Raw genomic sequence first — 16,712 nt, forward strand, 5'->3', positions numbered from 1 at the left:
ACAGCAGGAACAGCACCGCACACAGGGGGATCACCATGCCGCACGGCATATCTCTTATCGACAAACCGGGCTGGTACGCGGGGGAACCGTACCCGGCCGGCGCGCTGGAGCACATGGCCGCGCTGCCCGCGGCCCAGCAGCCCGACTGGGCGGACCACCCGGAGCTCGGGCCGGTCGTCGGCGAACTGCGCGCCGCGCCGGGGCTGGTCGGCCCCCGCGACATCAGCAGGTTCGGTCGCCTGATCACCGAGGCCGCACAGGGCAACGTGAGCATCCTGCAGGCCGGGGACTGCGCCGAGGACCCGGCGGACAGCACGCCCGAAGCAGTGCGCGACAAGGTCCGCATGCTCGACGTCCTCGCCTCGGCGCTCTCGGAGATCACCGGGAGGCCGACCGTCCGGGTGGGCCGCATGGCCGGCCAGTACGCCAAGCCGCGCTCCCGGCCGACCGAGCGCCACGGGAACCGTGAACTACCGGTCTTCCGGGGCCATATGGTGAACCGGCCGGAGCCGGACCCGGCGGCCCGCGCACACGACCCGCGCCGGCTCGTGGACTGCTACCGGGCCGCGCACGCGGTGTACCAGACCCTGCGCACGGACACCGGCTGGGACTTCCGGAACACCTGGACCAGCCACGAGGCGCTCGTCCTGGACTACGAGCTCCCGCTGATCCGGGGCGACGGGCCGGGCCGGGCGTTCCTCTCGTCCACGCACTGGCCCTGGATCGGCGAGCGGACCCGCTCCGCCGGCGGGGCCCATGTGCGCCTGCTCTCCTCGGTGGACAATCCGGTGGCCTGCAAGGTCGGGCCGTCGACGACCCCGGCGGAGCTCTTCGAACTGTGCGCCCTGCTCGACCCGGAACGCCGGCCCGGCCGGCTGACCCTGATCGCCCGTCAGGGCGCCGGCCGGGTGCGGCAGAACCTCCCCGCCCTGGTCGAGGCCGTGCGCCGGGCCGGGCACCCCGTGGTCTGGATGTGCGACCCGATGCACGGCAACACCGTGACCGCCCCGGACGGTCGCAAGACCCGCCTCGTCGAGGAGATCGTCGGGGAGGTCGAGGGCTTCCTGTACGCGGTGGAGTCCGGCCGCGGGACCGCCGGGGGGCTCCACCTGGAGGCCACCCCCGACCGGGTGCTGGAGTGCGTCCTCGACACCGGGGCCGTGTCCGGGCTCGCCGGCCGGACCAGACCGCTGTGCGACCCCCGGCTGAACGTGGAACAGGCGCTCGACGTGGTCTCCGCCTGGCGCGCCTGACCACCCCCGCCCCACCTGCACCAGCCGGTGCTTCCAGACCATCACACACGGGGGAACATCCGCCATGAACGATCATCCCGACCGGTCGGTCCGTGCCCTGCGCGGCCTGTCCGTGGACCATCCCGCGCCCTACGGCATCCCGCGCCCTACGGCATCCCGGGCCTGATCCGGGTCGCGAGCGAGCGCACTCCCGAGGCGGTCGCGAGTGGTCTGCGGCTGCTCGTCGGCGCGGGCGCCCTGTGGACGCCGCTCAACTCCGCGGCCGGATGGCGTAATCCGGCCGATTCCTGACGGTGGGGCCGACCGGCACGACGGTCGCGGCGAGGAGCAGTTCCGGGCCGCCCGCCCAGCGTCCTTCGTAGTGGAGGGGCACGGGCGGCTCCCCGTCCCCTTCGGCGATCACGGGGATCGCGGCCGTCCCATCGGCCCCACGCGTCCCACCCGTCATACCCGTCTCGATGAGCTCGGCGCGGAAGGTTCCGGCCGCCCGGTCGAAGGAGACCGACGCGTCCCCGAAACCCAGCCGGCGCCGCGTCATCGGGAACCACGCCTTGTACACGGACTCCTTCACGCAGAAAAGCAGCCGGTCCCAGTGCACCTGCGGACACTCGGCGGTGAGGGCGGCCAGCCGCTCCAGCTCCTCGGCGCGGGCGATGGCCTCCAGCACCCGCCCGGGCAGGGGCTCGTGCGGCTCGGCGTCGATCCCCAGGGCCCGTACCCGCGTGCGGGACGCCACGGCCGCCGCCCGGTACCCGGCGCAGTGCGTCATGCTGCCGACCACCCCGTGCGGCCACACCGGCGCCCCGCGCTCGCCGGGCAGCACCGCCACGGGCGGTACGCCGAGGTCCGCGAGGGCGCGCCGGGCACAGTGCCGGACGGTGGTGAACTCCCTGCGCCGTCCTTCGTGGCGCGCCGCCCCGAGGGCTTCCAATTCCTCGGGAAGAAGGGTGGATTCGGGAACGTCGGCAAAGCTCTCGGCGTACGCCACGGCGGTCGGAAGGATCAGTTCGAGCACTTCAGGACCCTAACGACCGGAACCGTTCTTCCGCCATTTCTACCGGTCGGTCCGGCTGCTAGCGTGATTCGGGACCAGCAATTGCATTCGAACAAAACGCAGATGTTCGTCCACCTAGGGGGATTTCCGCAATGACCAGCGGTATTGATGATGCGTCCACCGCCATAGGCGCGGCCGAAATCGGTTCGAGGAAGCGGCCGCCCAGCCTGCGCCTGCCCGCGGTGGTCCAGACCCTGCTGTTCGCCCAGTACCGGCACAAGCTCTTTCCCCTGCTCCGCCGCAGGCACGGGGACATCTTCACGCTCCGGCTCACCGCGCCCACCCGCCATCTGGTGATCCTCACCAAGCAGGAGGACATCAAGACCGTCTTCGGCGGCCCGGTGGACGTCCTGCACGCGGGCGAGGGCAACGCGATCATGGGGCCGGCCCTCGGCGACCACTCGGTGCTGCTCACCGACGAGGGCGAGCACCGCAGGTCCCGGCGGCTGCTGATGCCCGCCTTCACCGGAGCGGCACTGGCGGGCTATCAGCAGATGGTGGGCGAGCTGACCGGGGCGGAAGTGGAGAGCTGGCCCGAGGAGACCGTGTTCAGCTCCCACGAGCGGATGCAGGCGCTCACCCTGGAGGTGATCCTGCAGGTGGTGTTCGGGGTGACCGACGAGGCGCGGCTGACGCGCATGCGCCCTCTCGTGCGCGGTATCGCGGACATCGGCCCGGTCACCCTCCTCGGCCTCCCCTACCCCCTCCTGCAGCGCTTCGGACCGTGGCGCCGCCACACCGGTCTCCAGCGGGGCCTGGACAGATTGCTGTACGCGGAGATCACCGACCGGCGCCGCGCCGCCGACCTGCACAGCCGGACCGACGTGCTCTCGCGCCTGCTCCAGGCGGCGGAGAACGAGGAGGGCGGCGGGTTCACCGACGCCGAGCTGCGCGACCAGCTCATCACCCTGCTCCTCGCCGGGCACGAGACCACGGCCACGGGCCTGGCGTGGGCCCTGCACGAACTGGTGCGCCGACCGGAACAGTTGCGGCGGGCCCAGCGCGCCGCGGACGAGGGTGACGACGCCTATCTCACGGCCGTCGCCAAGGAGGCGCTGCGGCTCAAGCCCGTGGTGTACGAGGTGGCCCGGCAGCTCACGAAGCCGCTCACCGTCGGCGGCTACCGACTGCCCGCCGGTGCCACGGTGATGCCCGCCATCGGCATGGTGCAGTCGGACCCTGCGTACCACGACCAGCCGGACGAGTTCCGTCCCGAGCGCTTCCTCGACGGTCAGCCGCCCGCCCACACCTGGATTCCGTTCGGCGGCGGCGCCCGTCGCTGCATCGGTGCCGGTTTCGCGCTGCTGGAGGCGACGGTGGCACTGCGCGAGGTGCTCCAGCGGTACGAGATCCGGCCGGACCGGCCCGCTCCGGAGGAGCAGAAGGCCCACCACGTCACGCTGATCCCCTCCCGGGGGGCGCGTCTCGTGGTGAGCCGTCGCCGCTGAGCGGGCCGCACCGGACGAGCGGGCCGCGGCCACCCCCGTAGCGGGGTGGCCGCGGCCCGCGTCATGAGCCCCGCGTCATGAGCCCCGCGTCATGAGCCCCGCGTCCTGCGTCCTGCTCAGCGGGTGACCTCCGCCAGCACCTCCAGACGGCCCGTCAGCAGGCGCTCCCGGCACAGGCCCCGCTGGACCTTTCCGGAGGAGGTGCGGGGGATGGCGCCCTTGCCCAGTGCCACGACCCGGTCGGGGGCGTGGCCGAGCTGCTCGCGCAGTCTCTGCATCACCCGGGCCGCGATCTCCTCGTGCTTCTCGAAGCCCTTCGCGGACTCGAAGGCCACGATCATGCGCTCGGTGTCCGGCACCGCGAAGGCCGCGCACACGGGCCGCACGCCCTCCACCTTGGCGGCGACGTGCTCGTAGTCCTCCGGGTAGAGGTTGCGACCCGAGACGATGATCATGTCCTTCGCGCGGCCGCAGACCACCAGGCCGCCGTCCTCGGTCCGGTAGCCGAGGTCGCCGGTGTGCAGCCAGCCGTCGCGCAGCACGGCCGCGGTCGCCTCCGGGTCCTCCCAGTAGCCCTGCATCAGCGCGGGGCTGTGTACGCAGATCTCCCCGACCCGCCGTTCGCCCAGCGGCTTGCCGTCCGCGTCCCTGATCTCGATCCGGACTCCCGGCACCGGGGGTCCGCAGACCGCCAGCGCGCGGGCGCCGGGGGCGGCGGCGGGCACCGGGGCGGCGAGCGCGCCCGGCTGGAGGCCGTCCCGCGCCACGTGGTCCCAGACCAGCGGCCGGGTGGCCTCTCCCATGGCCACGGCCAGGGTGGCCTCGGCCAGGCCGTACATCGGGGTCATCGCCTGCGGCCGGAGCCCGTACACGGCGCCGGCCTGCACGAACTGTTCGAGGGTGGCGGCGCGGATCGGCTCCGCCCCGTCCCCGCACACCTTCAGGGCGGAGAGGTCCAGCTCCCGCGGACGAAGCCGCATGCCCTGGGCGGCGAGACCGTAGGCGAAGTTCGGGGCGACCGTGCTGGTGGCCCCGAACCGGGAGAGGGCGTCCACCCAGGAGTCCGGCCTGGCCAGGAAGTCCTCCGGCGGCTGGAGCATCATCTTGATCCGGTAGGCCATGCCGGAGAGCACGGAGATCAGGCCCATGTCGTGGTAGAGCGGCAGCCAGCTGACGTGCACGCTGCGGTCCCGCTCCAGTTCGAGCCGCTCGCAGCAGACGGCGGCGTTGGTGAGCATCTGCCGGTGGGTGAGCGCGACCGCGCGGGGCAGGCCGGTGGTGCCCGAGGTGAACTGCAGGTAGGCGAGGTCCTCGGGTCCGACCTGGACCGGACCGCTGATCTCCGTCCGCTCCGCGGCCAGTTCGCCGCAGGTCAGCACGGGTCGGTCACCGGTGATCCGGCCGGTGACGAAGTCGCCGAAGGCATCGGCGACCACCACGCAGCGCGCGTCCACGTGGTCCAGCCTGCGGTTGATCTCGGCGGTGAACTCCGGCAGGTCGGAGAGCCGGTGCGGCAGGGGCAGGATGACGGGCACGGCGCCCGCCCGCCAGACCCCGAAGAGGCTGAGCAGGAAGCCGGGCGAGGTGGAGGAGACGATCGCGACGCGGTCTCCCTTCGCGACGCCCGCCCGGGCCAGACCGCCAGCCACCCGCCGCGCTCCGGCGGCCAGCAGCGCGTACGGCAGCGGCGTCTGATCCAGCCGCCGGTTCACCACGGTGATCCCGCGGGGGGTGGTGGCGGCGAGTTCCAGGACCTCGGGCACGGTCACCGCGCCGAACATGTCCTCGGGACGCGGATGGTCCATGGTCTTCTCTTCCCCGTTCATCCGGCGCTCCGCGCCAGGGCGTGCAGTTCGTCGATGAGGCGGTCGGCCAGGGCGCGCACCGTCGCCTCCGTGTGCAGGTTGGTGCTGTACGTCCACACCAGCCGCAGCGTGCCGTCCGAGGCCATCGCCATCAGGTCGAGGGTCCTGGTCCGGTGGCCGAGGTCGCTGCGGTGGTGGCCGAAGGATTCGACGACCGGCCGGGCGTCGCCGGTGAAGTACTCGCTGACATCGCCCCAGTAATTGAAGCCGATCTCGGGCACCGGGACCCCGGCCATCCGGGCCCGCACCGCCGGGTCGGGGTGCAGGTACCTCAACAGGCCGTATCCGACACCCTGGTGGGGCATCTCGCGGATCTGGCCGCGTACCGAGGCGAGGTCGCCCGGGCGCAGGACCAGCGGCGACAGGGTGGAGAAGCGTGCGACGGTACGGGAGATGTCCAGCGTGCCGAAGGCCCGCTGCCGGCCGTGGCCCTCGACCTCGACGACCAGTTCCGGCTGCCCGGTCCAGTCGGTGACGGCGCGGGCGAGAGCGGTCAGCAGCACCTCGCGGACCTCGGTCCCCTGCTGTCGGGCGAACCCGTTCAGCACGGCGTCCGCGGTCCGTCCGGTCACCTCCGTGAAGTGGCGGGCTGCCGAGGCCTGCGCGTTGGGGCCCAGCCGGTGGTCCACGGGCAGCGGTGCGGGCGACAGCTCGGCGAGCCCGCTCCAGTAGGGAAGTTCGGCCGTGACCTCCTCGCTCGCCGCATGGGCGTGGAGCTGCTCCGCGGCCTGCGGGAGCGAGGCCGTCTTGGGTGGCAGGACCGGCACGTCGCCCCGCTCCAGGGCGACGTAGGCGGTGCGCAGGTCCTCGTAGAACACCCGGGAGGAGTAGTAGTCCATGACCAGCCAGTGGGCGCTGACGAGGAGCCGGGGGCGGCGCCCCGGGCCGAGGTCGAACTGGGTGAGCCGGACGGTCGTGCCGGCGGCCAGGTCGAGCCCGCCGTTGCGCAGGGCGACGTGCCGGGCGATCTCCGCCTCGATGTCGGCATCGGCGACGGCACCGAGGTCGACCTCCGTGACCGCGGACGCGTCCAGGGGCCGCGCCGCGGGCAGCTCCGCGTACGGCCCCTGCTCCTGGGCCGTGCGGAACTCGGCGCGCAGCCCGTCGTGGTGGGCGAGCACGGTGGTGAGGGCCTCGCGCAGCGGTTCGGGTTCCAGCCGCCGGTCCAGCTCGAAGACGGGCCACATGCCGTTCCAGTGGTCCGCGTCGGCGAAGTCCTGCTCGAAGAACCAGAGCTGACTGGGCGACAGGCCGGCCCGGCCGGTGATCTGCCGCTGGTCCGCGGCGGCCGGCGGGCGCTCCGTGGCGAGGGCGGCCTGTTCGGCGACGGTCGGGTGGGCGAAGAAGTCCGCGAGGGTGAGGTGGAGCCCCTGTTCGGCGGCCTTGGCCACGGCGCGTACGCCGAGGAGCGAGTCCCCGCCGAGCGCGTTGAAGTTGTCGTGGCGCCCGATCCGCTGCGCCGGCAGTACGCAGGCCCAGGCGCGGGCCAGGATCTCCTCGGCCGGGGTGGCCGGTGGCTCGTCCCCCGCAGCGATGGCCTCCGGCACGGGCAGCGCGCGCCGGTCGAGCTTTCCGTTGGGGCCGGTCGGCAGCCGGTCCAGGGTCACCACGGCCGAGGGGACCATGTACGAGGGCAGCTTGGCCGCGAGGTGGGTGCGCAGCTCCTCCTCCGCGAGGTCGGCCCCGCTCTCGGGGACGGCGTATCCGATGAGCCGCCGTGCGTCCCTGGCCACGACGACGGCGGTCCGTACGCCGGGGTGGCCGGCGAGCACGGCCTCGATCTCACCGAGTTCGATCCGGTGGCCGCCGATCTTGACCTGGAAGTCGTCCCTGCCGAGCAGTTCGAGGGTGCCGTCGGGCCGGTAGCGGCCGAGGTCGCCCGTGCGGTACAGGCGTTCGCCGGTGACCGGGTGGACGAGGAACTGCGCGGCGGTGCGCCCGGGGTCGTCCCAGTACCCCTGGGCCACTCCCGCGCCCCCGATGTAGAGGTCACCGGTGACATGGTCCGGCTTGTCGGTCAGTTCGGCGTCCAGGACGTGGAAGGTCTGGTTGCGCAGCGGGGTGCCGTACGGAACGCTGCGCCATCCGGGATCGACCTCCTCGATCGGGTGCCAGATCGACCAGATCGCGGCCTCGGTCGCACCGCCGAGGCTGATCAGCTCGGGCGCGTCGGCGGCGATGGCGCGGACCCGGCCGGGCAGGGTCAGCGGGATCCAGTCACCGCTGAGCAGGGCCGTCCGCAGCGATCGCGGGAAGTCGGCGCCCTGCTGTTCGCAGTGCTCCACCAGCAGTTCGAGCAGCGGCGGGACGGTGTTCCACAGCGTCACCCGGTGCTCGTCGGCCAGGGCGGCCCAGCGGCCGGGATCGCGGGCCTCGCCGGGTGCGGGGAGCACCAGGGCGCCGCCGGCTCCGAGCACGCCGAAGACGTCGTAGACGGACAGGTCGAAGCTGAGCGAGGAGAGCCCGAGGACGCGGTCCTCGGAGCCGACGGCGAAGCGGCTGCTGATGTCGTCGACGGTGTTGACCGCCGAGCGGTGGCTGATCATCACCCCCTTGGGGCGGCCGGTCGATCCCGAGGTGAAGATGACGTACGCGAGGTCGTCGGGGCCGGTGGCCGGCGCCCCCTCCGATCCATCCGATCCGTCCGGCCCATCCGGTGCGTCCGATCCGTCCGGTGCTTCCGCCTCCGGCTGCCGGTCCACCACCAGGGCGGTGACGCCCTCCGGGACGTGGCCGCCGGGCTGGACGAGGGCCAGTGTCGCGCGGCCCGCCCCGATCAGCTGGTCGATGCGCTCCCGCGGCAGACCCGCGTCCACCGGCAGGTAGGCCGCGCCGGAGCGGAGCACGCCGAGGACGGCGGGGATCTGCTGCCACCCCTTGTGCATGAGGACGGCGACGAGGGTGTTGGGGGCCACGCCGAGCGCGCGCAGCCGGTGGGCGATCCGGTCGGCCATGCGGTCGAGTTCGCCGTAGGTGAGCGTGGTGTCGGCCGTGATCACGGCGGGCGCCCCCGGCCGGGCGGCGGCCTGACGGTCCACGGCGGTGTGCAGGAGCTCGTCCGGCACCGGCCCCGCGGTGCCGTTCACGCCCTCGCGCACGGCGCGCTGCTTCGCCGGCAGGGTGACCGGGGGTGGCGCCTCCTGCTCGGCGACGGCCCCGACCAGGTCGAGGTAGGCGGTGAACATGTCGTCGAGCACGCCCTCGGGGAACATCTCCTCCACGGCGTCCCAGCTGATCAGCAGATCGCTGCCGCGGGCCACGACCTGGTTGTCGAGGTAGACCTGCGGGGTCTGGGAAATGGCGTACGCGGTCTCGAACACCACGCCTTCGAGGGATCCGAGGCTGTCCTGCTCACGCAGCAGGCTGGTGAACACCACGGGCATGCGCGCCCGGCTGGCGTCACCGCGGCGCCCCAGCTCGCGCTGCACCTCGACACCGCTGAACCGGGCGTGCGCCAGGTCCTGGCGCAGCTGCGTCTGGATCCGCTGTGCGGCGCTCGCGAGGTCGGGCGCGCCGCCGAGGTCGCACTCCAGCAGGATCGTGCTGGTGAAGTCGCCGATCAGCCGGTCGATGTCGACGTGCCAGCGCGGCCGGTCGGCGAGGGTCAGGTTCAGGGTGAACCGGGAGCTCCGGCTCCAGGTGCGCAGGACCTGCGCGTACGCGGCGCACAGCAGCACGGAGGGGGTGACGCCCAGCGAATTGGCGCGGTCCCTGAGCTGCCGCCACACCCGGCCGGTCAGGCGGCGCTCGCGGCGTACGAAGGCGGGTGCCTCCCCGGAGCGGGGGACGGCGCGTACCGGCAGTTCGGGAGCGGGCGGCAGGGTGTCGAGGCGTCCCTGCCAGTACGCGCGGGCCTGCTCGTGGCCCGGCTGCGCACGGTGCGCCGCGACACCGTCGAGGTAGTCGCGGAAGGTCGGTTCGGGCGCCGGGCCGAGCGAGTCGGGGTCGAGGACCAGGCGGATCCACTCGGCCAGCAGTACCTGGATGCTGCCGGCGTCGACGAGCAGCAGGTCGATGCTGATGTGGAGGCGGAGCCGGCCGGCGTCCAGCCGGTGGGTGCGGATGTCGTACAGCGGCCAGGTCTGCGGGTCGAAGATTTGGGCGGCCATCTCCTCGCGGGTCTCTTCGAGCCGACATCGACTCTCGGCCTCCGGGACGCCGCCCAGGTCGCCGTGGCGGAAGCGGTAGTACGGGACCTCCCGCGCCACCTGCTGGCGGCCGTCGGGGAGCAGGACCGCCCGCAGCATGCCGTGGCGGCCGATCAGGGTGTTGAAGGCCTCCTCGACGCGCTCGCGGTCCGCGGTGAACAGGTCGACTTCCACGTAGAAGTGGGCGGAGCGCCCGCCGAGGTCGAATCCCCGGCTCCCCAGCCAGTACGCCTGCTGGACGTCGGTGAGGGCGAAGGGATCGTGATCGCGCTCGGGATCCGGAACCAGCTGCGGGACCGACCCGCCGTCCGTACCATGGTTGAGCAGCGCTCCGGCGAGCGTTTCGAGCGTGCAGTGGCCGAAGAACAGCTCCAGCGGGAGGTCGACGGTGCACGCGGTGTCGATCGCGGACTTGAACCGAACGGCGTCCAGTGAGTCGAGGAAGAGCGGTTCCTGCGGGTCGATCCAGCGGTCGTAGTCGCTGTTGACGCCGGCCAGCAGGTCTCGTATCTGGTTGATGCCCTTGTCCTGGTCAGGGATGGGCACAGCGGATATCTCTGACATCGGTCCCCCGTATCGACCAGCCAGTCATGCTGGTTTGAGAGTGTTATTGCGATGTGGCCTGCGCGTCGGCAACCTTGCGCAGGTAGGAATAGATGCCGCCATTCCTGGCAATCCAGGCAGTAAGTCGGGGTGAGAGGGCGCTGACCACGTCCGCGACCTTCTCCATGACGGGAGCCACGGTGATCTCCACCCTGTTCTCGCGGATGCACTTCAGTACCGCGCGCGCGACCTCGTCCGGCCCCACCCGGCCGAGCATCGGCGGGCGCCGGCCCGCCTGCCAGCCCGCGGAGATCCCGACGTCGGCGATCAGCGTGGGGTAGACCGCGGACACCCCCACGCCGGTCCCCCGCAGCTCCTCGCGCAGGGACCAGGTGAAGCCGACGAGGCCGTGCTTGGCCGAGGAGTTGATCGTGGCGTAGGGATAGGCCGTCCGCCCGCCCACCGAGCCGATGTTGACCACATGGCCGCGCCCCGCGTCCAGCATGTGCGGGAGCACGAGCCTGGTCATCGCCTCGGCCCCGAAGAGATTGACCAGCAGGACTTTCCTGATGTCCTCGATCGAGGCGTCCTGGAACCGGGTGATGCATTCGATCCCGGCATTGTTCACCAGCAGCCCGGGCGGACCCAGTTCGCTCAGGACCGTTTCCACGATCCGCCGCTGAGCCTTCTCGTCGGAAATATCGGCGGGCACCACGAGCGGCTTGTGACCGTGCCGGCCGATTCTTTCCGCGGTGGCCCGCAGGCCTTCCTCCGATCGGGCGACGAGTGCCAATCGGACACCCGCCCTCGCCAGATGTTCGGCGATGTGCGGGCCGACGCCGCGCGAGGCCCCCGTGACGATTCCCACCACATTGTTCAATTCGCGCACGAACATCGTCCTTTGCCGAGAGAAGCGGAGCTAGCGGGACGGCTGCGGAGCGCCGCGGCCGCCGGACAACAGCTGGACCAGCACCGCGACGCAGCACAGCAGTGCCCCGGTCAGTGCCACGGCGCCGATGCCGACGTGATCGAGCACCGCCCCACCGATGACCCCGGACAGTCCGATGCCCAGGTACAGGGCCGACGCGTTGAGCGCGAGCAGCAGACTGCCGGCGCCCGGGGAGAGTTCGAGCAGGCGGCGCTGGACCGGCGGGTTGAACCCCCAGCTCGACACGCCCCACACGAACAGCAGCACGGCTGCGAGCGCGGTGCTGTGCACCACGGACAGCGCCGACAGCGCGATCACGCTGCCGGACACGGCCACCAGCAGCGGCATCCGGTAGCCGAACCGGTCCGCCGCGACACCGCCGAGGACATTGCCGATCGCGCCGCCGATGCCGTACCCGAAGAGCAGCAGGCTCAGCCCGGTGCCGTGCGCCCCGACGGTGTCGGCCAGCACGGGTGCCGCGTAGGTGTACACGGTGAACACCCCCAGGCTGGCGGCCAGGGTGATCCCGAGGACGCTGACCACGCGCGCGTCCGAGGCGACCTCGACGCGCCGGCGCAGCGACACCCGCGCAGGTGCCGCGACCTCGGGCACCGCCACCGCAACGGCCACCGCCGAGAGCGCGCAGAACGCCGCGACCAGCCAGAAGACGCCCCGGTACCCGAGCGGGCCGACGAGCAGCGTGCCGGCGGGGACCCCGACGATGGTGGCCGTCACCAGACCGCCGAACACCCAGGCCGCCGCGCGCGCCCGGCGCTCCGGTCCGCTCAGTTCGGCGGCGACGGCGGTGGCCGCCGGGGTGAACACCGCGGCGCCGACGGCCGTGACGATCCGGGCGGCCAGCAGGACGCCGAAATTCGGTGCCAGCGCGGCGAGCGCGTTGCCCGCCGCGGCCACCAGCAGTGCGGCGACGATCAGCGGACGACGGCGCCACCCGCCCATCGCGACGGCCAGCAGCGGGGAGCCGATCGCGTACGCCACGGCGAAGGACGTGGTCAGCAGCCCCGCCGTGGAAAGGGATACGGACAGCTCCTCGCTCAGCTGAGGCAGTACGCCGGTGACGACATAGCCACTCGTCCCCACTGCGAACGCTCCGAGAGCGAGCGTCAAGACCTTGCCCAACACGAAATGAACCCCCTGCCCCCGGCCGGTCGGTGCCGATTGCGATCATGGCACGGGCCGCGAAGGCCACGCGAACCGGAGTCATCACCACACTCCCACAACAGAAGTTGCAGGCCAACGGGGGTTTTGCGCCAAGATCGACCGGCCCGGGTCCGGACGCGCGCGAGCGGCCCGCGGCAAGGGACACCTTGCCGCGGGCGGTCACCTGCCCGGCCCTACGACCGGATCACTCCTGGCCGGAAGCCGACGGATTCGCAGAGGCGACGCCCGACCGACGGGCCTTCTCGATATCCGCGGCGGAGGGCTTTACCCGGCTGAACTCGTCGTGCCCGACCACGGTGGACTTCCACTGGTCGGCGGCCGTGGTCCCGTAGCTCAGCAGCCACTGGGTCACGATCCGCTCCTGGCTGCCGCCGACGTACTGGCCGCTCCAGGTGGCGACGGAGTGCGCGTTGCGGTAGGCGTTGCGATAGGCGACCGTCCATCCGATGGCGGTCCCGCTGCCGTCGGTGGCGGGTGCGCTGTCGTAGCGGCCGGTCATGACGTAGCGCTTCTCGGCGTTGCCGACGGCGGACTCGTAGGTCCCGACGAACCCGCCGTTCGCGGCCTTGGTCACGACCATGGTCGAGCCGAGCTGGTTGTACCAGGTACCGAGCACGGACGGGCGGCCGTTCGCCCCGTCCTCGGTCCCGGCGATCTCGGCGGACGCGGCCGCCGGGGTGTCCGCGGAAGCACTCGCGGATACCGTGCCGAAGGCCAGGAGCGTTGCGCTGAGAGCTATGAAGACATGGCGTACACGCGTCACGAGATCGATCCCCCTGTGCGGTCCGACAGCCCGGTCCGGTTGCCGGTGGTGGCAGAAGGCCAAAAGGCCGCTTTCGGGGAATATCGTAGGGCGGCACGCTTGCGACGGGCCGGACGTCCGGCGCGAATGTCGGAGTTCGTACCAAGACTCGGCGTGATTCGTTCGCCCGCCTGCCCCCGGGGAATTCCGGAGGCAGGCGGTCCGTGTCAGTTGTCGCGGACCGCGACGATGCCGTTGAACACTCCGACGTACGCGGTGCCGTCGGGGCCGAGCGTGATCGGGGCCCAGTTGTTGTCGTAGAGCGGACCCGTGCCGGTCAACTGCCGCCAGCGGCGCTCACCCGTACGGAAGTCCACGGCCGTGAGGTACCAGGCGTCTATGCCCCAGGCGTTGGGCTCCTTCTCGTAGAAGTAGAGCAGCCCGTTCGCGGTGGAGAGCTTCGGGACCACGGAGGGAGCGCGGATCGCACTCTCCCAGACCGTGTCGCAACCGGTGCCGTCGGCGCGGACGTCGATGCGGGTCACGCCGCCCACGACGGACTTGCCCAGCAGCAGGGTGGTGGGGTTCTCGTAGCCGTAGTTGTTCTCGACGACGATGCTGTTGCCCCAGGTGATCAGGGAATTGTCGGTGGTGGAGGCCCCGGAGCCGAAGACCGGCACCCTGCACACCAGCCGCCGGTCGGCGGGCACCTCCACGCCCCGCTTGTAGACCAGGACGTTCATCCGGTCGTCGGCGTTGTCGGTGATGGCGACGTAGCCCTGGCCGAAGAGGTCCGGGGTGGTGCCCGAACCCTGGTTGACGGAGCCGGGCTTGGCCGCCGTACCCCGGTCGTAGGTCTGGCGCCACTGCACCTCGGGGGTACCGTCGGCGCCGGCGCGGAAGCTGTAGAGCGCATGGTCGGAGACGATCGAGACACCGTCCTCGGCGACGGAGAAGGAGTTCTGGATCTCCTCGCCGCGCAGCTGGACGGAGCGGATCCGGTCGGTCGCGGGGTCCACCGTGCCCACCCGGCCCTGACGGGTAACCCACCAGATCCGGCCGTTCCAGTCGGGCATCACCGAGGTGACGGGGTCGCAGGTGCCGCTGGGCCACAGGTTGGTCCAGGTCACGCAGTCGTGCGGGACCTGCCCGGTGAGGTCCCAGTCGTCCTCGACCGTGAACCGCCAGCTGCCGTCCGGGTTCTGTGCGTGGGCGAGGCGCAGGATGTGCTGGCGGGAATCGGCCAGCACGGCCCGGTCCTGGTGGTCCAGGTAGAAGTAGGCGCCGCCCGAGGTGTCCTTGAAGATCTTCGCGAAGTCGAGCGAGGTGATCGCCTCGACCGTCGAAGAGCGCTGAGGGAGCTGGTACTCCGCGAGCGTGGCGAGCGTACGGGGTTCCAGGAGCTTGACCTTGAAACCGGAGAAGGTGCCGCACACCGTGACGATGCGGCCGCCCGAGTCGAAGGTGGCGGTCGCGCACTCGCCGCCGAGGGCGGCGATCTTCTCGCTGGTCACCTTCGGGTTCCTGCCGAGCGGACCGGACCAGGGGGAGGTGGCGCTGCCCGCCGCGTCGGAGTGCATGCCGCTGCGGCCGTTGGGCGCGAGGAACGGGTGCTGCGGCGGCGCCTCGCCGGGCAGCGGGGCGGCGGCCGCGGGGCTGCCGTCGTAGTGGGTGACGAGGCGGTGACCGGGGGCCTTGGGTATCTCCTCGGCCTGGACCGGCGAGCCGCCGTACATCACCGTGAGTGCGACGACGGGCAGCACGGCGCAGTTCAGCGATCTTCGGAACATCCGGGCTTCCTCCACTTCTTGCCAGCCTTGTTGACAATGCGTCTGATGTCGCGCCGCCGCCAGACGCTAGATCGCACTGTCCGAGGAGTCCATGGATGGGCCGGATGATTCATGAAGGCGCAACAGTCGATCAAGGATTGAGGCTGGAGACCACGTTCGCGGTGGCCGTCAGGCCGTCGTGGATGGTCGCGGCCATGCTGCTGCTCGCGAGGTAGAAGCCGAGCAGCGCGCAGACGACGGCGTGCGAGAACTTGAGCCCGCCACTGCGCAGGAAGATCCACGCGAGGATGAGGAGCAGGACGACCACCGAGAGGGAAATCACCATAGAAACCTCCTTGCTCGCCGTCATCGTGGCGCAGGAGGGGGTGCCTTCGGGCGAAAGACGTGTCCGCCGTACGGGTGTTGACCGTCCGTGACCAGCGGTCAGTCCTTGACGACCTCGTCCCGGTGGGTCGTACGGTCGCACCAGCGCTCCAGCAGCACGGGGTCGTGCCCCAGCGCGAGCAGTGCCGCGAGCAGCGGGGAAGTCCACCGAGGTGGCCGTCCGGACGGTGCGGCCGCGATGCCGGGCCGGCTGAAGACGGTCTCCACCAGCAGCGCACCCGTGATCAGTTCCGGGACCCGGGAGCCGATCAGTGTGAGCATCGGCAGCATGCCGGAGCGCAGCCCGTGCCCGAGCAGGACGATCCGGACACGAACCCGGCCACAACGCCGGCCGCCCGCCGCAGGGGTCTTGTCGGGCTCCCGCCCGCCGTGCCATATATGTCTAGACCTTTAAGGAAGCCGAGGAAGGCACCCCGTGCGACGCAGCGCCCCCACGCCCGCCCTCTGCCTGGCCGCCCTGAGCCTCACCGCCCTCACGGCCTGCACCGCGCCCGACACCGAGCCCCCGCCCGCCCCCGCCGGACTGACCGCCCAGGCCGGCAGCGCCACCAGCGTGCACGTCATGTGGGACGCCGCGGCCGGCCGGGACGGGGTGATCGGCTACCAGGTGTTCGAGGCCGACCACATGGTCCGTGAACTCCCCGCCGAGAAGACCATGGTGGACATCACCGGCCTGGCCCCGCAGACCGGTTACACCTTCACGGTCCGGGCCAAGGACGCCGCCGGGAACCTCTCCGGCCCCGGGCCGGCCGCCCGGGTCACCACCCCGGCGGCCAAGGCGGAGGACCACAGGGCCCCCACTACCCCGGCGACCACCACCGCCCGGGCGACCGGCCCGCGGTCCGCCCAGGTCTCCTGGACGGCGGCGACCGACGACACGGGCGTGACGGCCTACGACGTCTACCAGGGCGGTGTGCGGATCCACACCGCGGGCCCCACCGAGAGCGGCACCGCGCTGACCGGCCTTCAGCCGGACACCGTCTACACCTTCACCGTCCGGGCCCGCGACGGGGCGGACAACTCCTCCCCCGACGGCCCGGCGGTGGACGTGACGACCCCGCCCGCCTCCGGCGACGGCCCGGGCACCGCCCCCGCCGCCTTCACCGCCGCCGCCTCCCCGGGTGCGGTGACGCTGACCTGGACCGCCCCGGACACCGGCCGCGAGACCACCGAGTACGAGCTGTACGTCAACGGACTGCCCACGACCGTCATCCAGTTCGGAGCGGGCGCGGTGCCCCGCGGCCGGGCGGAATACCGGCTCACGGTGGCCGAGCCGGCCGGCACGGTGTGGGCCGTCAAACTGCGGGCCAGGCTCCCCGACGGCAACTGGGGATCCTTCTCCGCGGAGCGGCGGATCACACTCGTCGCGTGAAAA

At 71.9% G+C, this 16,712-nt stretch carries 11 protein-coding genes and 1 pseudogene; 3 read left to right on the forward strand and 9 right to left on the reverse strand.

All coding sequences use genetic code 11. The features are described from left to right. Nucleotides 1-35: 35 nt before the first annotated feature. Nucleotides 36-1,253 (forward strand): 3-deoxy-7-phosphoheptulonate synthase, encoded by a 1,218-nt coding sequence (locus IE257_RS33115; RefSeq protein WP_229920803.1) that lies wholly within the window; start codon nt 36-38, stop codon nt 1,251-1,253. A gap of 250 nt (nt 1,254-1,503) precedes the next feature. On the opposite strand, the gene IE257_RS33120 is transcribed toward IE257_RS33115, so the two are convergent. Continuing rightward, complete coding sequence (locus tag IE257_RS33120; RefSeq protein WP_189973536.1) at nt 1,504-2,268, reverse strand: 4'-phosphopantetheinyl transferase family protein; 765 nt, start codon at nt 2,266-2,268, stop codon at nt 1,504-1,506. Nucleotides 2,269-2,399: 131 nt separating this feature from the next. Between IE257_RS33120 and IE257_RS33125 the strand changes: the two genes are divergently transcribed. Beyond that, complete coding sequence (locus IE257_RS33125; protein ID WP_189973537.1) at nt 2,400-3,755, forward strand: cytochrome P450; 1,356 nt, start codon at nt 2,400-2,402, stop codon at nt 3,753-3,755. A gap of 116 nt (nt 3,756-3,871) precedes the next feature. Here the strand turns inward: IE257_RS33125 and IE257_RS33130 are convergent, their stop codons facing one another. The 8 genes and pseudogenes from IE257_RS33130 to IE257_RS39555 all read right to left on the reverse strand — a co-directional run. Next, nucleotides 3,872-5,581, reverse strand: a complete 1,710-nt coding sequence (locus IE257_RS33130; protein WP_189973538.1) for an AMP-binding protein — start codon at nt 5,579-5,581, stop codon at nt 3,872-3,874. Beyond that, nucleotides 5,578-10,314, reverse strand: coding sequence for a non-ribosomal peptide synthetase (locus IE257_RS33135; RefSeq protein ID WP_189973539.1), 4,737 nt, complete (start codon nt 10,312-10,314; stop codon nt 5,578-5,580). Before IE257_RS33135 ends, IE257_RS33130 begins: the two co-directional genes overlap by 4 nt. A 61-nt stretch (nt 10,315-10,375) precedes the next feature. Then, nucleotides 10,376-11,206, reverse strand: a complete 831-nt coding sequence (locus tag IE257_RS33140) for an SDR family NAD(P)-dependent oxidoreductase (protein ID WP_189973540.1) — start codon at nt 11,204-11,206, stop codon at nt 10,376-10,378. Nucleotides 11,207-11,230: 24 nt separating this feature from the next. Further along, complete coding sequence (locus IE257_RS33145; RefSeq protein WP_189973541.1) at nt 11,231-12,382, reverse strand: MFS transporter; 1,152 nt, start codon at nt 12,380-12,382, stop codon at nt 11,231-11,233. Between the two features lie 223 nt (nt 12,383-12,605). Continuing rightward, nucleotides 12,606-13,184: a streptavidin gene (locus IE257_RS33150; RefSeq protein ID WP_189973542.1), complete on the reverse strand. Its 579-nt coding sequence runs from the start codon at nt 13,182-13,184 to the stop codon at nt 12,606-12,608. Nucleotides 13,185-13,390: 206 nt separating this feature from the next. Continuing rightward, entirely contained in the window at nt 13,391-14,899 is a 1,509-nt protein-coding gene (locus IE257_RS33155) for a hypothetical protein (RefSeq protein ID WP_229920818.1), read from the reverse strand. Between the two features lie 184 nt (nt 14,900-15,083). Next, entirely contained in the window at nt 15,084-15,278 is a 195-nt protein-coding gene (locus IE257_RS33160; protein WP_030388219.1) for a hypothetical protein, read from the reverse strand. A 98-nt stretch (nt 15,279-15,376) separates the two neighbouring features. Beyond that, nucleotides 15,377-15,682, reverse strand: a pseudogene (locus IE257_RS39555) (ABC transporter permease subunit); the annotation flags it as partial. 70 nt (nt 15,683-15,752) lie between these two features. Here IE257_RS39555 and IE257_RS33170 point away from each other — a divergent pair. Further along, complete coding sequence (locus tag IE257_RS33170) at nt 15,753-16,709, forward strand: fibronectin type III domain-containing protein (RefSeq protein ID WP_189973544.1); 957 nt, start codon at nt 15,753-15,755, stop codon at nt 16,707-16,709. Nucleotides 16,710-16,712: the final 3 nt, after the last annotated feature.

The organism is Streptomyces avidinii (genome assembly GCF_014650695.1).
Classification (GTDB): domain Bacteria; phylum Actinomycetota; class Actinomycetes; order Streptomycetales; family Streptomycetaceae; genus Streptomyces; species Streptomyces avidinii.

Excerpts from the sequence above, each read along its gene's own strand:
- IE257_RS33115 (WP_229920803.1), top strand. The coding sequence starts at position 36 with ATGCCGCACGGCATATCTCTTATCGACAAACCGGGCTGGTACGCGGGG.
- IE257_RS33125 (WP_189973537.1), top strand. The coding sequence starts at position 2,400 with ATGACCAGCGGTATTGATGATGCGTCCACCGCCATAGGCGCGGCCGAA.
- IE257_RS33130 (WP_189973538.1), bottom strand. The coding sequence starts at position 5,581 with ATGAACGGGGAAGAGAAGACCATGGACCATCCGCGTCCCGAGGACATG.
- IE257_RS33140 (WP_189973540.1), bottom strand. The coding sequence starts at position 11,206 with ATGTTCGTGCGCGAATTGAACAATGTGGTGGGAATCGTCACGGGGGCC.
- IE257_RS33155 (WP_229920818.1), bottom strand. The coding sequence starts at position 14,899 with ATGTACGGCGGCTCGCCGGTCCAGGCCGAGGAGATACCCAAGGCCCCC.
- IE257_RS33160 (WP_030388219.1), bottom strand. The coding sequence starts at position 15,278 with ATGGTGATTTCCCTCTCGGTGGTCGTCCTGCTCCTCATCCTCGCGTGG.